This is a genomic window from Parapedobacter defluvii, from assembly GCF_014642075.1.
GTDB classification, from domain to species: domain Bacteria; phylum Bacteroidota; class Bacteroidia; order Sphingobacteriales; family Sphingobacteriaceae; genus Parapedobacter; species Parapedobacter defluvii.
On the sequence record NZ_BMIK01000019.1, the window covers coordinates 67,554 to 83,238 of the forward strand.

Annotated in this window: 11 protein-coding genes; 3 read left to right on the forward strand and 8 right to left on the reverse strand. The window is 53.4% G+C overall.

The window, feature by feature from the left end:
* The first annotated feature begins 2 nt into the window (after nucleotides 1–2).
* Entirely contained in the window at nucleotides 3–1,910 is a 1,908-nt protein-coding gene (locus IEX60_RS20040; protein ID WP_188753193.1) for a glycoside hydrolase family protein, read from the forward strand.
* A gap of 82 nt (nucleotides 1,911–1,992) precedes the next feature.
* On the opposite strand, the gene IEX60_RS20045 is transcribed toward IEX60_RS20040, so the two are convergent.
* The 8 genes from IEX60_RS20045 to IEX60_RS20080 all read right to left on the reverse strand — a co-directional run bounded on the left by IEX60_RS20045 (nucleotide 1,993) and on the right by IEX60_RS20080 (nucleotide 13,408).
* Nucleotides 1,993–2,694 carry a type 1 glutamine amidotransferase domain-containing protein gene (locus tag IEX60_RS20045; protein WP_188753194.1) on the reverse strand — a complete coding sequence of 234 codons (702 nt, stop codon included), beginning with the start codon at nucleotides 2,692–2,694 and terminating at the stop codon, nucleotides 1,993–1,995.
* Between the two features lie 141 nt (nucleotides 2,695–2,835).
* Entirely contained in the window at nucleotides 2,836–4,344 is a 1,509-nt protein-coding gene (locus IEX60_RS20050; RefSeq protein ID WP_229717667.1) for a glycoside 3-dehydrogenase, read from the reverse strand.
* A 3-nt stretch (nucleotides 4,345–4,347) separates the two neighbouring features.
* Entirely contained in the window at nucleotides 4,348–5,079 is a 732-nt protein-coding gene (locus IEX60_RS20055; RefSeq protein ID WP_188753195.1) for a carbohydrate-binding family 9-like protein, read from the reverse strand.
* Nucleotides 5,080–5,090: 11 nt separating this feature from the next.
* Complete coding sequence (locus tag IEX60_RS20060) at nucleotides 5,091–6,179, reverse strand: DUF4838 domain-containing protein (protein WP_188753196.1); 1,089 nt, start codon at nucleotides 6,177–6,179, stop codon at nucleotides 5,091–5,093.
* Between the two features lie 31 nt (nucleotides 6,180–6,210).
* Nucleotides 6,211–7,917 (reverse strand): RagB/SusD family nutrient uptake outer membrane protein, encoded by a 1,707-nt coding sequence (locus tag IEX60_RS20065; protein WP_188753197.1) that lies wholly within the window; start codon nucleotides 7,915–7,917, stop codon nucleotides 6,211–6,213.
* A gap of 11 nt (nucleotides 7,918–7,928) precedes the next feature.
* On the reverse strand, nucleotides 7,929–11,321 hold the full coding sequence (locus IEX60_RS20070) for a TonB-dependent receptor (protein ID WP_188753198.1): 3,393 nt from the start codon (nucleotides 11,319–11,321) through the stop codon (nucleotides 7,929–7,931).
* Between the two features lie 264 nt (nucleotides 11,322–11,585).
* A complete protein-coding gene (locus IEX60_RS20075) occupies nucleotides 11,586–12,740 on the reverse strand; it encodes a FecR family protein (protein ID WP_188753199.1) in 1,155 nt (384 codons plus the stop codon).
* Between the two features lie 98 nt (nucleotides 12,741–12,838).
* Nucleotides 12,839–13,408, reverse strand: coding sequence for an RNA polymerase sigma-70 factor (locus IEX60_RS20080; RefSeq protein ID WP_188753200.1), 570 nt, complete (start codon nucleotides 13,406–13,408; stop codon nucleotides 12,839–12,841).
* Nucleotides 13,409–13,742: 334 nt separating this feature from the next.
* Here IEX60_RS20080 and IEX60_RS20085 point away from each other — a divergent pair, with 334 nt between their 5' ends.
* On the forward strand, nucleotides 13,743–14,354 hold the full coding sequence (locus IEX60_RS20085) for a TetR/AcrR family transcriptional regulator (RefSeq protein ID WP_188753201.1): 612 nt from the start codon (nucleotides 13,743–13,745) through the stop codon (nucleotides 14,352–14,354).
* A gap of 100 nt (nucleotides 14,355–14,454) precedes the next feature.
* Nucleotides 14,455–15,645 carry an efflux RND transporter periplasmic adaptor subunit gene (locus IEX60_RS20090; RefSeq protein ID WP_188753202.1) on the forward strand — a complete coding sequence of 397 codons (1,191 nt, stop codon included), beginning with the start codon at nucleotides 14,455–14,457 and terminating at the stop codon, nucleotides 15,643–15,645.
* Nucleotides 15,646–15,685: the final 40 nt, after the last annotated feature.

A 15,685-nucleotide genomic window follows, 5' to 3' on the forward strand; every position in this document is an offset into this window, starting at 1 on the left:
GCATGTCAATATCAAACAATAACTACCACAGGGCTTTCCTTGCGATAGGGCTATGCCTACTCCTTGTGGTAACCGCGCATAGTCAACAACGGCGGCAGTCTGCTGCTACCGATTTATTCAGTCCCTGGGGTGTTTCAGCACACCCCTTGGCTGACCGCGAGTGGAATAAGATCGATTTTGCACTTACCAAAGTACGCGAGGCTGGAATCCGGTGGTTGCGTGAAGACTTCCGCTTTTCACGGATTTGCCGCGACGCTGTGGATACATACTATTTTGAGGACTACGATAAATTGCTGGAAAAGGCCGAAAAAAACGGAATCCATGTGCTGCCCATATTGCAGGCATACGACAATGAACTGGCGCAGCATAGGCCCGACTTGGTGTCCATTTACGAGCACCCGGAGGAGTGGCGGCGGTTTGTGCGGGCCACAGTAGCCCACTATAGGGGAAAGCTGCGTCATTGGGAAATCTGGAATGAACCCGATGGCGGATTCTGGAAGCCCGCGCCGGATGCATCGCAATATGTACGGTTATTGAAGATCGCTTATGAAGAAATCAAAAAAATAGACACGGCAAACCGCGTGATCATCGGTGGGCTTATCTCCTGGAACGCCGAATATATGCAATCGCTGTACAATGCCGGGGCAAAGGGTTATTTTGATGCAGTGGCGGTGCATCCCTACCATCTTGGCCCCGATGCGAACCCCCAAGTGGCTTGGGAATACACTGATTTCCGGAAAGTATTGGCATCCAACGGCCAGCAGGATATCGAAATCTGGATAACCGAATCGGGAGGGACTTCGTTCAAAGGTCAGCTTATCAGCCAAAACCCCCGATTCATGCTGGATGCAATCGGGTTTGCCTTGAACAAATTGGACAGCCAACGTGCCGAGCCTGCTTCCATCGGGCTGGTTGTGTCTCCGCGTATTCCGAAAGGTAGCGTGCTAACACGCAAGCGGCCCTGGCTGCCCGGAGTTACCTTGAAACCGCTAACGCTAGTAGAACTTGCTGACATACCCCTTGCAGAATGCCCGGTGGTACTTGGCGCAGAGGGCCTCAACATTGATGAACCGGTACTCCAGGCATTGACGGCCTATGTAAAACGGGGCGGATTGCTGTTAGCAGTCAACAAGGTGCCCCTGCATACGGTTCACTTCCAGATAAGTGACGGCACCTGGCAGCGGGCAGACCGTTACAAACAGACCTATGCAGCCCTCCGTATGGGACTCGATGCGTTTTGGACGGCCCCGCATGTTCCTCCGTACACATCGGACGTAACGCTCGGACCGGATGCGCGCGCGGCCGGTCTGCCATCCGTAGAAAACCTATATGTGGATCGGTTCCTGCATGGACGGAATATGCAAAAGGGAGATACGTATTTCCCGATTGTCAAAGCATTTCATGCGGGCAACTATATCGGTGATGGGATGGCTTTGTATACGTACGGCGACTGGAAAGGCGGTATTTTGATTAGTACGCTCGCTGTGGAAACTGGTTATTCGGAACGCGAGCAGGCTAACCTGCTCCAGCGGATGTATCTGACCTACCTTGCCGAGGGTATCCAAAAGATTTTTTGGTACGACCTTCACAACGATGGGGCCAACGAAGCGGAACGGGAACATAATTTTGGCTTGCTGCAATGGGATTGGACAGAAAAAGAGGCTTATCGTGCCTACCGCGAGATGACCGAACAACTGGGAGCCAATCCGAAATTCCTGCAATCAGTGCCCACAGGCAACGAGGCCGTCCGCGCGCTGTTGTTTCAACGGGGGGAGGACGATGCCATGGTGTTAACATCGTGGGCCAATGAAGATAACCTCCCGTATCAGTTTGAATTGGGTGGTTACCGGATTGAGGGCAAAGGGAACGAGGTGCGTTTTCAAGTGATCAGCAACCTTGGGTTTGATTAGCTGATTGCGTAACGCCAAGAGAAAACGCAAAGACGAACCGAATATAGGAATTGGCACGCTGAGCTTTCATCTTCAAACGGGCTTAATCGCAGCAAAGCTGCTCCACTGCCATTCGCGCTACCAGTGCCTGTGCGGCCATTGCTGTCGACGCAGGGTTCTGCCCGGTGATAAAAATGCCGTCTGTCTCGACATGCGGCGTAAACGGTATAATGGCATGGCCGAATTGGGCGCCGGATGCCTTAAGCCGATCCGTCAGACTGAACGGCAGATAGGGATGCCTTTTTAACAGGGCTTCTTCCGTAGGGGTAAATCCCGTGATGCGCACACCGTTCAATACGGCCGGGCGAAGCTTGGATAACGACAATACAGCTGCTACGCCGTGCCCTACCATCGCTACGGGGGTATCATTCAACAAGCATTCATACAACAGCTTTCCTACCTGCCGGTTGTCTGCCAAATCCCACAGCGCGCCGTGTCCATCGGCAATATACACGGCATCATAAACCGTTGATCCGACCTCTTCGAGGCTCCAGGTATTGCCCATCTCCATCTGCGCCATGAAATCGTCCCGATAGGTTCTCACTTCGTCCGTGGTATGTTCGTCTTGTTCACTCAACGGATCTAAGGGTGGTCTGCCGCCCTTGGGACTGGCAACGGTAACTTCAAATCCAGCTCTAATAAACACATAGTAGGCATCGGTAAATGTACTCAACCATGCACCGGTCTGTTCTTTTTCGTCCGCCAGATCCGCATGGGACGTCAGGATCATCAAAAGTTTCTTCATACGCCTTGTTAACGGCAAAATCAATGCAGTGTTTATGCCTTGGCACAAGTTTTAGCATTTTTTAACAATTCCATGAAGAAACGTTAATCCGGCCGAAAAAATGGCAGGGTTGTACCGTCAATTTTGCACCCCGCCGATTTTTTAGTCCTTGGGCATGGCCGGCAGGGTAAAACCATTGTGATACGTATGGTTGATCCATTCCCTAGCAGCATCCGCGGCATCCAGTTCGGTAAACTGCCGGTCGAAGCGGGGATCTCCGTCGATCACCTCAAACTTATCCACGGAAACTACCTGAATTTTCTCCCCGGGGCTGATGTTGGTAAACTCCATGCGCGCACCGTCCCATTGGAGTTCCCGGTTCAGCCCCTGCAGCCTCACGGCTAGTACACCCATGACGACGGTCTCATTGAAGGGGCCGGAGAATCCGAAATGCGAAGTGGCTTCTTTCCGGTGCCGTGGCGATTCCTTAGCAGCCCGTATCCAATCCTGCTCGTGGGCGTTGGTGTCCCAGATGTCTCCGCTACCGCCCGGTATGCGGGGAATCCACGGGGTCGGCTCCTCAAAATGATCCATCTCCGTCGCCGGCAGCAACGTCGGATTCATACCGAAGCAGCCGGTCATGATTTTACCTTTGGTGCCGACGAAGATGATGCCCCCATTGGGATCGCCCATCATTTGGCCCGGCGCTAGCTCTGCCGGACGTTCGGGCAGCAGGCCGCCATCGTACCAGGTAACCTTCACCTCAGGCATGCCTACCTTATCCGTTGCCGGCCGGGCGGGAAAGGTGTAATGTACTTTCTGCGCATGGGGTGGCGAATACAGGTTGGCGAGGGTGGAACTGCCGCTTACCTTTGTGGGATATTGCAGTTCAAGCGCCCAATAAATCGGATCCATGATGTGGCAGGCCATATCGCCTAAGGCACCGGTGCCAAAATCCCACCATCCGCGCCAATTCCAGGGAGTATACACCGAATGGTAGGGCCGTTTAACCGCTGGCCCTATAAACAGGTCCCAGTCAAGCGTGGGGGGTACAGGTTCACCAGCGGCAGGTGCGATAAGTCCTTGCGGCCAGATAGGGCGGTCTGTCCAGCAGTGCACTTCATACACGTCGCCGATTACCCCGGATTGGATCCACTCGGTGACCCGCCGGCACCAGTCGAAGGAATTTCCCTGATTGCCCATCTGCGTGGCTACCCGGTACCTCTTGGCCAGTTTGGTCAGCAACCGCGATTCATAGACGGAGTGGGTGAGTGGTTTTTGTGTATACGTGTGCTTGCCTAGCGTGATGGCATGTGCCGTGACACCGGCATGGGTGTGATCCGGTGTAGCTACCATCACGGCATCGATGGATTTGCCGAACTCATCAAACATCACGCGCCAGTCCTTGAATCGGCGGGCCTTGGGGTAGTCGTCAAACGTCTTGGCGGCATACCGCCAGTCGACATCGCAGAGTGCCACAATGTTTTCAGTAGCCATGCTGGCGAGGTTGCGGCGGCCCACGCCGCCTACACCGATGCCGGCGATGTTGAGCTTGTCACTGGGTGCCACATGGCCGGTTACCTTGCCCAGTACGTGGCTGGAAACGATCGAAAAACCAGCGACGGCTGAGGCATTGCGAATAAATTTTCTTCTGGACAACATAGCGTTCATAATTTATCTGTTTAAGGGTTCTTGGATTTCAATGGGATGGAAAGAGGTCGGTACATGGAAGTCGGGGTCGGCAGTGTTCGGATCAATCCAGGTAAGCCACTGCACGGGGTCAGCTTCGGTATGGGCTTTGTGGTATTCGGCACGGTACAATCCCATGTGTACGGTGAAATTTCCGGTAGTCAGCGTATCGCCGGACAACCCGCGGAGGAAACCGAGGGGAATCCGGCCTTCTACCGCGTATCCACCGGGGATGGCCTGTGCAACGACAGCAAGATCCGGCAAATCCCACGTGTCGTCGAACTGCCGATAATAGGTTGCACGGTAATCCAGTACATCCCCGTATGGACCCATTTCCAGGCAATAATACGTGTTTAATGTGCTGTCGCCCGAAAGGAAAATCTCCACCCGGTCGCCCGAAGCGACATCCGATTCCTGAACAAAAGGACGTGCTACAAGCAAGCTGTCCGTTGCCTCAAAGGCGAAGTAAAACCAGGCGGAGTCCGCAATGGCGCAGAACCGGGTTAGACCGAATGGCAAGTCGCTCCAGGGCGAATGGAAATCGCTGACTTCAAAGACTGCATCGAGCGCATCCCAGTCCTGCAGGTGCCCGTCTATGGCAACGGGAGCGTGCACAATCGCAGCAACGGATGGCAAGCGCGCTGATTGCTGCTGTGAACAGGCCAGCATGGCTGCCAGAAGAAGCACCGCTAACAGGTATCGCGTCTGTTTTTGCATTTGAGGCCAGTTTATTGACGTAAACGGTAGTATTCCAGTCCCTTCCCATATTCATTAACAAATGTCAGGTCGGGATGGTTCTTGATATATTGATCGTCGATATATACGCCAAAGCTGGTGATGTGCCGGATACCGCGCTTGGCATAAACATCTATATCTTCCAAAAACACCTCCGGATGCCACGGCAGGGCAACCGCCGGCTTCTTCCAGCCGCTGAACAGCGATACATCCAGCCAGTACTCGAGCACCTGTGCCGTTTCTGCGGGAAATACCTTTAGGTTTTCATCCAGTAGCCTCAGATGCTCACCATGGGTGATCGTTTGCGTGTCATTCCAGCCGGTAGCGCCCGTGTCAAGCAGGGATTTGTCCCACCTGCGGTAGATGGGGGCAAATTCAAGGAAGATGCCCGGCGCCGGTTTCACCTTCACGGGCGCTTCGAGGGTATTGACGTATGCCAGGTGTGCCAGCATGGCCTCGGGATCTACTTCCTTCCGCAACGCGTTTACGATGGCATTTTCGAGTAGCAGGGCCTGCTCGCTGTCGGAATAGGGGCTGCATTCCGGACATCGGCACATCGGTACGGCATCGTCAATCCAATAAAAGTACCTGCCGGTGGTAGGGGTAAGGATTTTGGCGTATTTCACCGCGTTGTCGCACACGGTCTTGACGGCCTTCTCGGAATGCACACAGAGGTTATAGTCAGCAACCCGCTTTCCTTCCTCATTCATACGGAACATCGTGGAATCTTCTTCAAACAGGCTTCTCGGCAACAGGTCGCCCATGGAATGCAGCTCGTGCTCAACCTCGATGCCGTGTGTTTTGCATTCCTGAAGAAACTGCCGGCCGCGCTCGGACTGGATAAATTCGGCGACCTGGCTGGGGGTAATGTGCGTGGCCAGGGTGGTAAGGCCCGCCTCCTTGGCTCGTCTTGGCCAGTCTACGGTACTCAGGTCGTGGACGTCAAGTACCAAACCGCGGGTCTTGAAATGACTTGCTTCCTGCTTTTCTGCCTGCGTGGAGCAGGAAACCAGTAAGACAAGGATCAACAGTAAGGGTGCAAAAGATTTCCAAGGGAAACAGATTCGATTTGTAGGGTTCATTGTAGGGTTATTTGAGGGTATCATGTTCGTGTTACTGATTTGGCCAACCGGGATTTTGGACGAGGTTCTTATTGATGAGCAGCTCATTCACCGGCAGCGGATCAAGATAGTCCCGATCGGCCTTAAACTGGTATCCGTTGGGCAAAATCTCCCGGTAATAGTCAATATACCCGTTTTCATCCAGGTCAATATTGGTAAAACCCGGATAGTCCGAGGGGTTGAATTTCGCGCCTTTGGGCCGCTTGTTCACAAAAAGGTCGTGCGCCCGCCAACGCATCAGATCGGCGAGGCGGTATCCCTCACAGGCCAGCTCTACACGGCGTTCACGGCGTATCTCGTTCAACACCGGTGTCAGCGTGGGGAAGTCCCATGCTGGATCCACCGTAATTGAACCCATCACCAGATCCGGCATCTGCACACGGCGGCGCAGCAGGTTTACGGATTTATTGATGTCGTCCTGGTTCAGCGATCCTAGCTCGGCCTTGGCCTCGGCGTAGTTGAGCAATACCTCGGCATAACGGAAGATGATGGCGGCCGTGGTCGAGCCGAAATCGGCCTGCTGCAATTGCTTGTTGGGCAACGCTCCTTTTTGGATCTGGTACCCGGTGGTGGTATTCGCTTCCCCGCCGAGGTGCACAGGTGCCCGCTCAAAAACCAGGTCTTCATTGATCGGATCGCCCGGGGCAAAGACAATGGCGTCCAAACGGGGGTCCCGATGGGTGAACTCAGTGGTCAGGTCCGCATCGCCTTCATACAGGGAACTGACTGCAATGGGCTTCCCGTCGGTACAGAGATAGGCCTCCACCAGCGACTTGCTGACCCCGGTGGCACCACCGATGATGGAAAGAAACCGCTGCCCGTTGTGCGCATTGAAACCCAAGACGTAACGCTTCCAGAATATCACCTCAGGGTTGGCGCTGAGATCGCTCTGGTTGAACAGTGAAACGTAATCGGCCACGCCGTTTCCGGCCACTTGGTACCTTCCGGCATTCATAACCTGCAGCGATGCGGCTACAGCCTGCTCGAAATACGTCTCGGGGGTGGCATTCTGCACCCCGAATGGGGTGCCGGCATGGTATTTCTGCCACGTACCTTCATACAGGGCAACGCGTGATTTCAGTGCCAACGCTACGTATTTGTTGATCCGGAAGGCCGGTGCATCCGGCTTCAGGTATTGGATGGCCTGGTCCAGGTCTGCCAGTATCCGGTCGGCAATGACATTGCGGGGTTCGCGCGGACTGTACAATGCCTCGTCGTCCGTGCCCAACGGCCGATCATACCATGGCAAGCCGCCGAAGCGCTGCAGCAGATCGAAATAAATGTAAGCCCGGAAAAAGAACCCTTCGCCTATGTACTGGTCAACATCCGCGGTCCGCCCGCCCAGATTATCGATAACCCGCTGGTAGTTGGCATGGAATACGTTGATGTCACGGACAGCGTTCCAAGCCCATCCCCCGCCCGTCTGCGGCAGGGCACGGACTCCCCCCAGGCGCGTATTGTAGACGCTCGGCACCATGTTGTCGCTGTTATTGTCCCGCCAGAAGGGACCGCCATCGTGGGAGAACCATCCCGGAAACAGTTCGTAAAAGGGGTTGAGAAACAGCTCCAAATCTTGGTTGGTTTTCCAGAAATTGGCCTCGGTAATCGCGTCAAGCGGCGTTTTATTCAAAAATTCACTTTTTTCACACGATAGCGCCGTGGCGAAAAAAGCAAAAAGTACGATGTATTTTGTGTTCATAATCCTTTTCTTTAAAAATTAATATTCAACCCGAGTGAGAGCGTTTTCTGGATGGGATAAACCTTGCCCCTGCCGAAATTGCCGTCGGTACCTTCTGGATCAAGAAACCGCTCGATACCCGAAAAGGTGAGCAGGTTTTCGGCATTGAAGAAAATCCGGGTGTTTGAAATGGATAGCCGGTTGGTCAGCTGTTGCGGAAGCGTGTAGCCGAGCGACAGGTTCTTCAGCCGGGCATACGCGGCATTCTGTAGGTAGCGTGTCGAAGTTTGCCGATTCTTATGCGTTTCGGCGCTGATATAGGGATTGGGCCAATAGGCTCCGGGATTATCTGCCCGGTAATAATCCATATGCTGCTCAAATACACTGGTACCCCACACGTTGTCTGCATGCCCCCAGAAAACCCAATCGCCGCCGCCTGAAAAATCGACATCCCGTTTTCCCACGCCGTTCCAGAACATATTGAAGTCAAACCGCTTATAACGCATGCCCAGAGTAAGGCTGTATAAATACCGGGGGTTGGAATTGCCGATGATGCGCAGGTCTCCCGGATTGTCAACCGTATTCAGACCGGGGCCTATTTCACCGTTCCCGTCCACATCTTCATACCGCACATCGCCGGGCTTCCATACCCCGAAAAAGCGCGACTGATCGGGCGCTGAAGCAATTTCTTCTTCCGATTGGAACAGCCCGTTGGAATGATACCCCCATATTTCGCCCAGTACGCGACCCTCGTAATTTTGGGAAAGTACACGGTTGGGATTGTTCCACCGGGTGATGACCGTCTTGTAGTCGGTGAGACCAACCGTGAGATCGTACTGGAAGTCTTCCTGTATCTTTCCCTTATAAGTGACGCTGAGCTCCCATCCCGTGTTCTTCTGCGCCGCATTGTTTTCCTGCGGCACGCTGGTACCCAGCGTGGCGGGCAACGGATTGGGGGTGCCGATCATATCCGAAATCTCCCGCTTGAACAGATCGAACGTAACCAAGACCCGATTGTTCATCAGTCCTGCATCGAAACCCACATTCGTGGTGCTGATCGTTTCCCAGGTGAGCGACGAACTCACGATGCCGGGGGCATTGATTCCGATCACCGGCGTATTGCCCGCTACCCACGATACCTGCGGCTTTACCGGCATGACCGGAAGGTAGAGGAAGTTGGCAACGTTGTGATTGCCCAATGAACCATAGGAAGCCCGTAGCTTAAATTCGTTGAGGGTATTTTTCAACGGGGCCCAATAGTTTTCTTCCGAAAGGCGGTATGCCACGGAAAGCGACGGGAAAAATCCGAACCGCGATGCTTCATCGAAACGGGAACTGCCCTGGTAACGGCCGTTGAACTCCAGCAGGTATTTGCCGCGGTAATCGTAATTGAGCCGCGCAAATGTACCCATGGTAGACCACTCGTTCATATGGTCAAACAACCGGGTCGACCCGGTGGCCAGCAAAATAGCGGGAACATAGTCCGTCAGCAGGTTATCGCGATAGCCCGATAGGTCTTCAAATCTGCCGAACTCACGCTGATGGCCCACGAGCAGCTTGAAATTATGATCCGAAACATGGGTTTCGTACGAGGAGTAAATATTGGCATTCCAATAGTTGTTGCGCGCATACGTCTTGGTCAGGCTATTGATGGGCGTGGTATCGAAATGGGTGTACAACGTTCCGTCGGGGCCAACCGCATCTACTTTGGCACGGTGGAGCGAAGACATCGAAGCCTTGTTGTTCCAACCGTAATCGCCCTTGATCAGCCAACCCTTAATGGGTTCGAATTCGGCTTCAATCTTCGTCCAGAAATCGTTGGTGATGTGCTTTTCCCTACCGCCATCTTCGAACACCTGGAAGCGGGACATTTCGCTCCAGGTACCGTTAGGGTATCTTACCGGGTCTGTAGGAAACCGCCGCGGGAAATCGTGCCACATAACCGAACGGTCCAGGCCGTATCCGTCGTTGGGATAATCGATATCACTGTTGGAAAACTTGGTCAGGAAATTCACCCGCATCCAATCGGTAATCGTGGCGCTCATCTTCGCATCGATGTTATACCGTTTGTAGCCTTCGTTGGCGTGGCGCATTTGCCCGCGGTGATCGAAGAGTCCCAACGACACGTAGTAGTTGAAATGCTGCCCGCCCCCGTTCATGCTAAGGTCGTGCTTCTGGCGCAACGCCCACGGCTTGAGGAGTTCCTCATACCAATTGGTATTGCCGTTCGCGTTCTCGCGCTTTGCCCACTTGGAGGGGTCCAATGGGTCCGGCCCCACGGCGGGAACGCTCGTCGGGTCCTGCATGTACTGCTTGATCCGGGCAATTACCTCATCGGAAAACAGGGGTGCACTGCCGGCATTGACGGTAGCGGCATTGAGGTAGGTAGAGAAATCCAGCGAGTTTACCGGATGCGGTAACCGCGTCGGTGCACCCATGGTTAGGGTGTTGTTGTAGTTAAACCGAGGCTTCCCTTCACTGAATTGGCCCTTTTTTGTCGTGATAAGGATGACCCCGTAAGGTGCGTTCGCACCGTAGATGGCCGCCGATGAAGCATCTTTGATGACCGAAATGTTCTCAATGTCTTCGGGGTTCACCAGGTTGATGTCTACCGGCAGCCCATCAACCAACACCAGCGGATTGCCCATCCCCCGGATATTGAAGTTCATGGTGGCATCCGGCTGCCCTCCGGAATTATTCGTAAACACATTGAGGCCGGGGCTTATGCCCTGCAAGGCTTGGCTCACATTGCCGATCGGGCGGTCTGCAAGCCGCTTGCCGTCCACCATTTCCACCGCCCCGGAGAGGTTGGCCTTTCGCTGCGTACCGTACCCCACCACGATTACCTCATCCAGGTCGCTGATGGAATTTGCCAGCGTAACCTGCACCGAACGTTGATTGGAAACGGTTACCTCCCGGGATTCAAAGCCGACGTTGCTGAACACCAGGGTCTGATCGCCCGGTGGCAGCGCAAGCCTGAAACTGCCCTGGGTGTCTGTGGTGGTAACGGAGTTGCTGCCCTTTACCGACACCGTAACACCGGGAAGCGGGGCTCCCTCTGCGTCGACCACCCTGCCGGCGATTTCACGTTGCAGGGCTTCCGCCGGCACAGGCACAACGGCCCTGCGTTCCGTGGCTTTCGGCTTGATGACGATGGTCCCGTCTTTCAATGCCCACTCCAGGGGTTCATCCGCTAAAATTGCGGCCATCGCCTCTTCCAGGTTTGCGCGTTCTACATGCACGCTTACCCGGGTTTGTGCAATGCGGTCTCCCCGGAAAAAAAAGGAATACCCTTGTTGCAGCTGGATCTGCTTCATCACGTCACGCAGCGTTTTGCTTTCTACATTCAACGTAATGTGTTGTGCTTTTACGTCTGCAGAGGTCTGTAGAACGAACCCCAGGATTAAAAAAGCCACTAGCTTCATGATGATGAATATTCGAATTGCCAAAGGCAATGTCATGCCTTTAACAGATGGTATAAAAATCATATATTTGTATGGTTTGAATGGTTACAATTCAGTTTGCTGACGCAGTTGCAATAACTGCCGGAGCCATATCAGACAGCTTTCCGGATGGTGTGACCGCACCGTCCGGCTTTCTTTTTCTGTTGCTCCTGTTTGGGGTGTTATGTTTCTCTTTTCATACGTTAGGATTTTGGTTCAACATGTTTGGTTATTACTGAAATGCGTTTACTCATTAATGACCAGCAGCTTCCTTTTGCCGCCCTGTTGGGTGATTTTAAAATCCAACCCACTTTCTTTTAACATGGCCAATACCGAAGATAGCGGTTTACCACGCTTGAACACGCCAAAAAACCGCATCGTGGGAACTTTCCCCTGGTAAACCACTTCGATATCATACCAGCGCTCAAGTTGTGTAAATGCGGCGGCGGGCGTAAGACCATCGAAATTGAAATATCCATTTTTCCACGCGGTATAGCTATCGGTGTCAACTGTATGCAATGCCAGAACCGAACCGGATTTCGTAGCCTGCTGACCGGGTGCCAGGATACGCGAAGAGCCTGCGTCACGATCGGAATCCGGGTTGAGCAACGTCACTTTCACCCGGCCTTCCACCAACGTCGTTTTCGTTTCGGGTTGACTGGAGTAGGCAGAAATGTTGAAGGCGGTACCCAGTACTTCTACTTCCTGACCCAAGGTCTTTACTTTGAATGGCACCGTCGATTTGGCCACTTCAAAATAACCTTCTCCCTCCAGCTCCACGATCCGTTCATCTCCAATGAATCTGCTCGGATAAGTTAAGGTGGAAGCCGCGTTTAACCATACGACCGTACCATCCGACAAGGTCAACTGATAGGTGCCGCCCCTCGGTGTGGACAATGCCAGCGGATTGACAACGCCTGCCTTTAGATTGACGATTTCTTCAGGCTGATTTTGATAGGTAATACCGTTGTCGCCCACCACGATTCCGGATTGGGCTTCGCTGAGGCTGATCGTACGTCCATCCGCCAGGGTGAGGGTGGCCTTGTTGCCGCCCGGTCTGACGTCCTGAACGTCTAAGGTTACCCATTCGTCATTCGGTGTTGGTGCCAGGAAACTCCAGGTTACGGCAATACCGGCGAGCACAATGGCTGCGGCATACGGAAGCCAACGGGTAATTTTCCGCTTGGGCGCTTCACCGTCAATACGGCTCAGAATCCGGGTATAGAGCCGTTGCTTGTGCTCGTCTTCACTTTGGGCATGGAAGGACGGAACGTCGATGGGTGCGTCGCTGACCTCGTTGAACCAGTGCTCAAATTCCTGCTGTTCTTCTTTACTGAGGGTGCCGGTAAGCCATTTATTGGCCAACTCCTGCAGCCTGACCGTATCTACTTGTTTTGCCATATGCCGTTGGGCCCTTTTTTCAATAGGTACCCCGCAGACAGGAAATGACACACCACTTTCAAAAAAAAATCACAACTTATTGCACAACAGCGAGATAATTACAGCAAAAATCCCGTAAGAAAGGTGTCTAATCCGGTGCGCAGCTGCTTTTTTATCCGGACCAAGCGGGCGTTGACCGCTTTTTCCGATATCCCCAGTTTCTCGGCAATCTCGTGGTGGCTCCGGCCTTCTTCTTTCCGCATCAGGTAGATCAGCCTGCTCTGCTCCGGTAACGTGCCAATGAATGCTTCGAGCTGCTGCCGGAGTTCTTCGAAATTCAGGTACTCCTGCGTCGAATCGTCGAGCACGTCCCCGCTCACTGCTTGGGCTTCTGCATGGAGACGCCGCGTGCGCTGACTGTCGAGTAACTTGATGATGCGGTATTTAACAGACACATAAAGGTAGTTGTTCAGCGTCGAGGTAAGTTGCAGCGTGGCACGTTTTTCCCACAACGACACAAAAATGTCCTGCACGATATTCTCGGCGTCTGCGAGCGTTGCGGTACGCTGCGCCGCAAAATACAGCAGCTTTTTCCAATACCGTTCATAAAGCGCTGAAAATGCAGGCTGATTATCGGTTCGTAATAGCGCAATCAATTCGAGATCTGTAAGGTTTTTGAGTGCTTCCATAGCTTTATCTGACGTAAACAAACAACCCGCTAATTACGATGCAACGAACTCCGAATGGTTAGTAAAATGCATCACCTATGATAGGTGCATATGCCTATAAAAAGACAATAATGGGGAAAAATTTTGAATCGATCAAGGGGAATCGGCATGCAAACGGTTGCTCTGCTTTCTCGGCCTACCCGGAAAGATGCTTGTCTTCCTTCGCTTCGCTGATTGCAGCCGGCCTCCCATTACCGAGCGCCCCGTGTCATCTAATCTTCAGGTTTTGAAAAATCCCTTGCACCGTTAACCAAACCCTGTTACTTTTGCTAACACTGTTAGGTAAAGGAAGCAGATGAGTATTACCGCTGAACGGAGAATTCGGGAAAAAGAGGCCATGCGCACCAACATCCTCACCACGGCATGGCATATCGTGAAGGAGGAAGGGTGGCAGTCGCTGTCCATCCGCAAGATTGCCGATGCAATCCAATACAGTGTGCCCGTTATCTACGACTACTTTGAAAACAAGGAGGCCATCCTGCTCGAGTTTGGCAAACAGGGGTTCGAGCGGGTCATCGCGGAACTGAAGGCGGCAAAGGCCAGCTCCTCAGATCCAGCGGAACAACTCAAGGCGATAGCCGATGCCTACTGGGCGTTTGCCTTTGCCAACAAGGAATACTACCAACTGATGTGGGGAATGAGTGCCCCCTCCTGCGAAATGGACAAATGCATGCCCGAACGTTCGGTATTCAGGGATCTGGTGATGGCATCCATCATCGAAATCATCGAAAAAGCAAACCCGGGCGATGCCGAAAACAATGCATGCCTTAAGTACCACACCTTTTGGTCCATACTGCACGGATTGATTTCCATTAAGATGGTGGCACCGGCGGACGATACCGAGCAGCTTAATAAACTGGTGCTCGACGATGCCATCACCGGATTTATCAAAAATCTGAAGTCCTGATTTTTTTTGGCCCTATGTCCTAACAGTGTTAGGAAATATAATAGCGATAGGAAATAGAAGAACAATAACCATTTACATCATTAATAATAAGTAACAGACCATGAACAGTATCTTTTCAACGCGCGCGAAATATAATCCGACCCGGTACCTGCTGCCACTCATCGGACTATCCGTGCTGATCATTGCCCAGGCATGCAGCACTTCTTCCGGAAACGAACAGGTGGCTGACGCGCCGCAGCGCCTGCCGGTATTGACGCTGCATCCGCAATCCGCGACTACCTACAACGAGTATCCGGCAGCCTTGGAGGGCAGCAAAGACATCGAAATACGGCCACAGGTAGATGGCCAACTCGAACATATTTATGTAGACGAAGGGGCCTACGTACAGCAGGGGCAACCGCTCTTCCGCATCAATGCACGGGTATACACCGAGCAGCTCAACAACGCCAAAGCATCCCTGGCAGCAGCCGAGGCAAACCTGACCAACGCACGCATCGACGTGGGTAAACTGACCCCGCTGGTGAAAAACCAGGTGCTCTCAAATGTGCAGCTGAATGCTGCCCTGGCAGCCGAACGGGCGGCCGAAGCCAATGTGGAGCAGGCGAAAGCCCTGGTGGAGAGCGCACAGATAAACCTCGGCTATACCGTGATATCGGCCCCGGTAGCGGGCTACATCGGCCGCATCCCCTTCAAAATGGGCAGCCTGGTCGGTACCACGACGCCCGAGCCGCTGACCGTGCTTTCGGAAATCCGCAACGTATTTGCCTATTTCTCCCTGAGCGAGAACGACTTCATCGGGTTTAAAAACCGGGTGGCGGGCACCACGATCGCCGACAAGATCAGCCATCTGCCGCCGGTGGAACTGGTGCTGTCCGATGGAAGTACCTACCCCGAAAAAGGAAAAGTGGAGATTGCCTTGGGGCAGTTTGACGACCGCACGGGCACCATCACGTTCCGGGCCGCATTTCCCAACGAGGATGGCCTGCTGCGCTCCGGCAATACGGGGAAAATCCGCATTCCGAACGTCTCATCTTCGGTGATCCTCATCCCGCAGGAAGCCACTTTCGAGCTGCAGGATAAGGTATTCGTGTTTGCCCTGGCCGATAGCAACCGCGTGGAAAGCCGACCGATACCCATTGCGGGAAGGAGCGGAACGTATTACCTCGTCGAACAGGGTGTGAAGCCAGGCGACCGCATCGTGTACGCCGGATTGGACCGACTGCAGGACGGCACGCGCATCATACCGGAGCCAGTTGCCCCGGACAGCCTCATCGCCCGAGCGACGCTGTAAAGCAGGCATAGTCATTTTTCTTAGTTAAAACAACGCGATT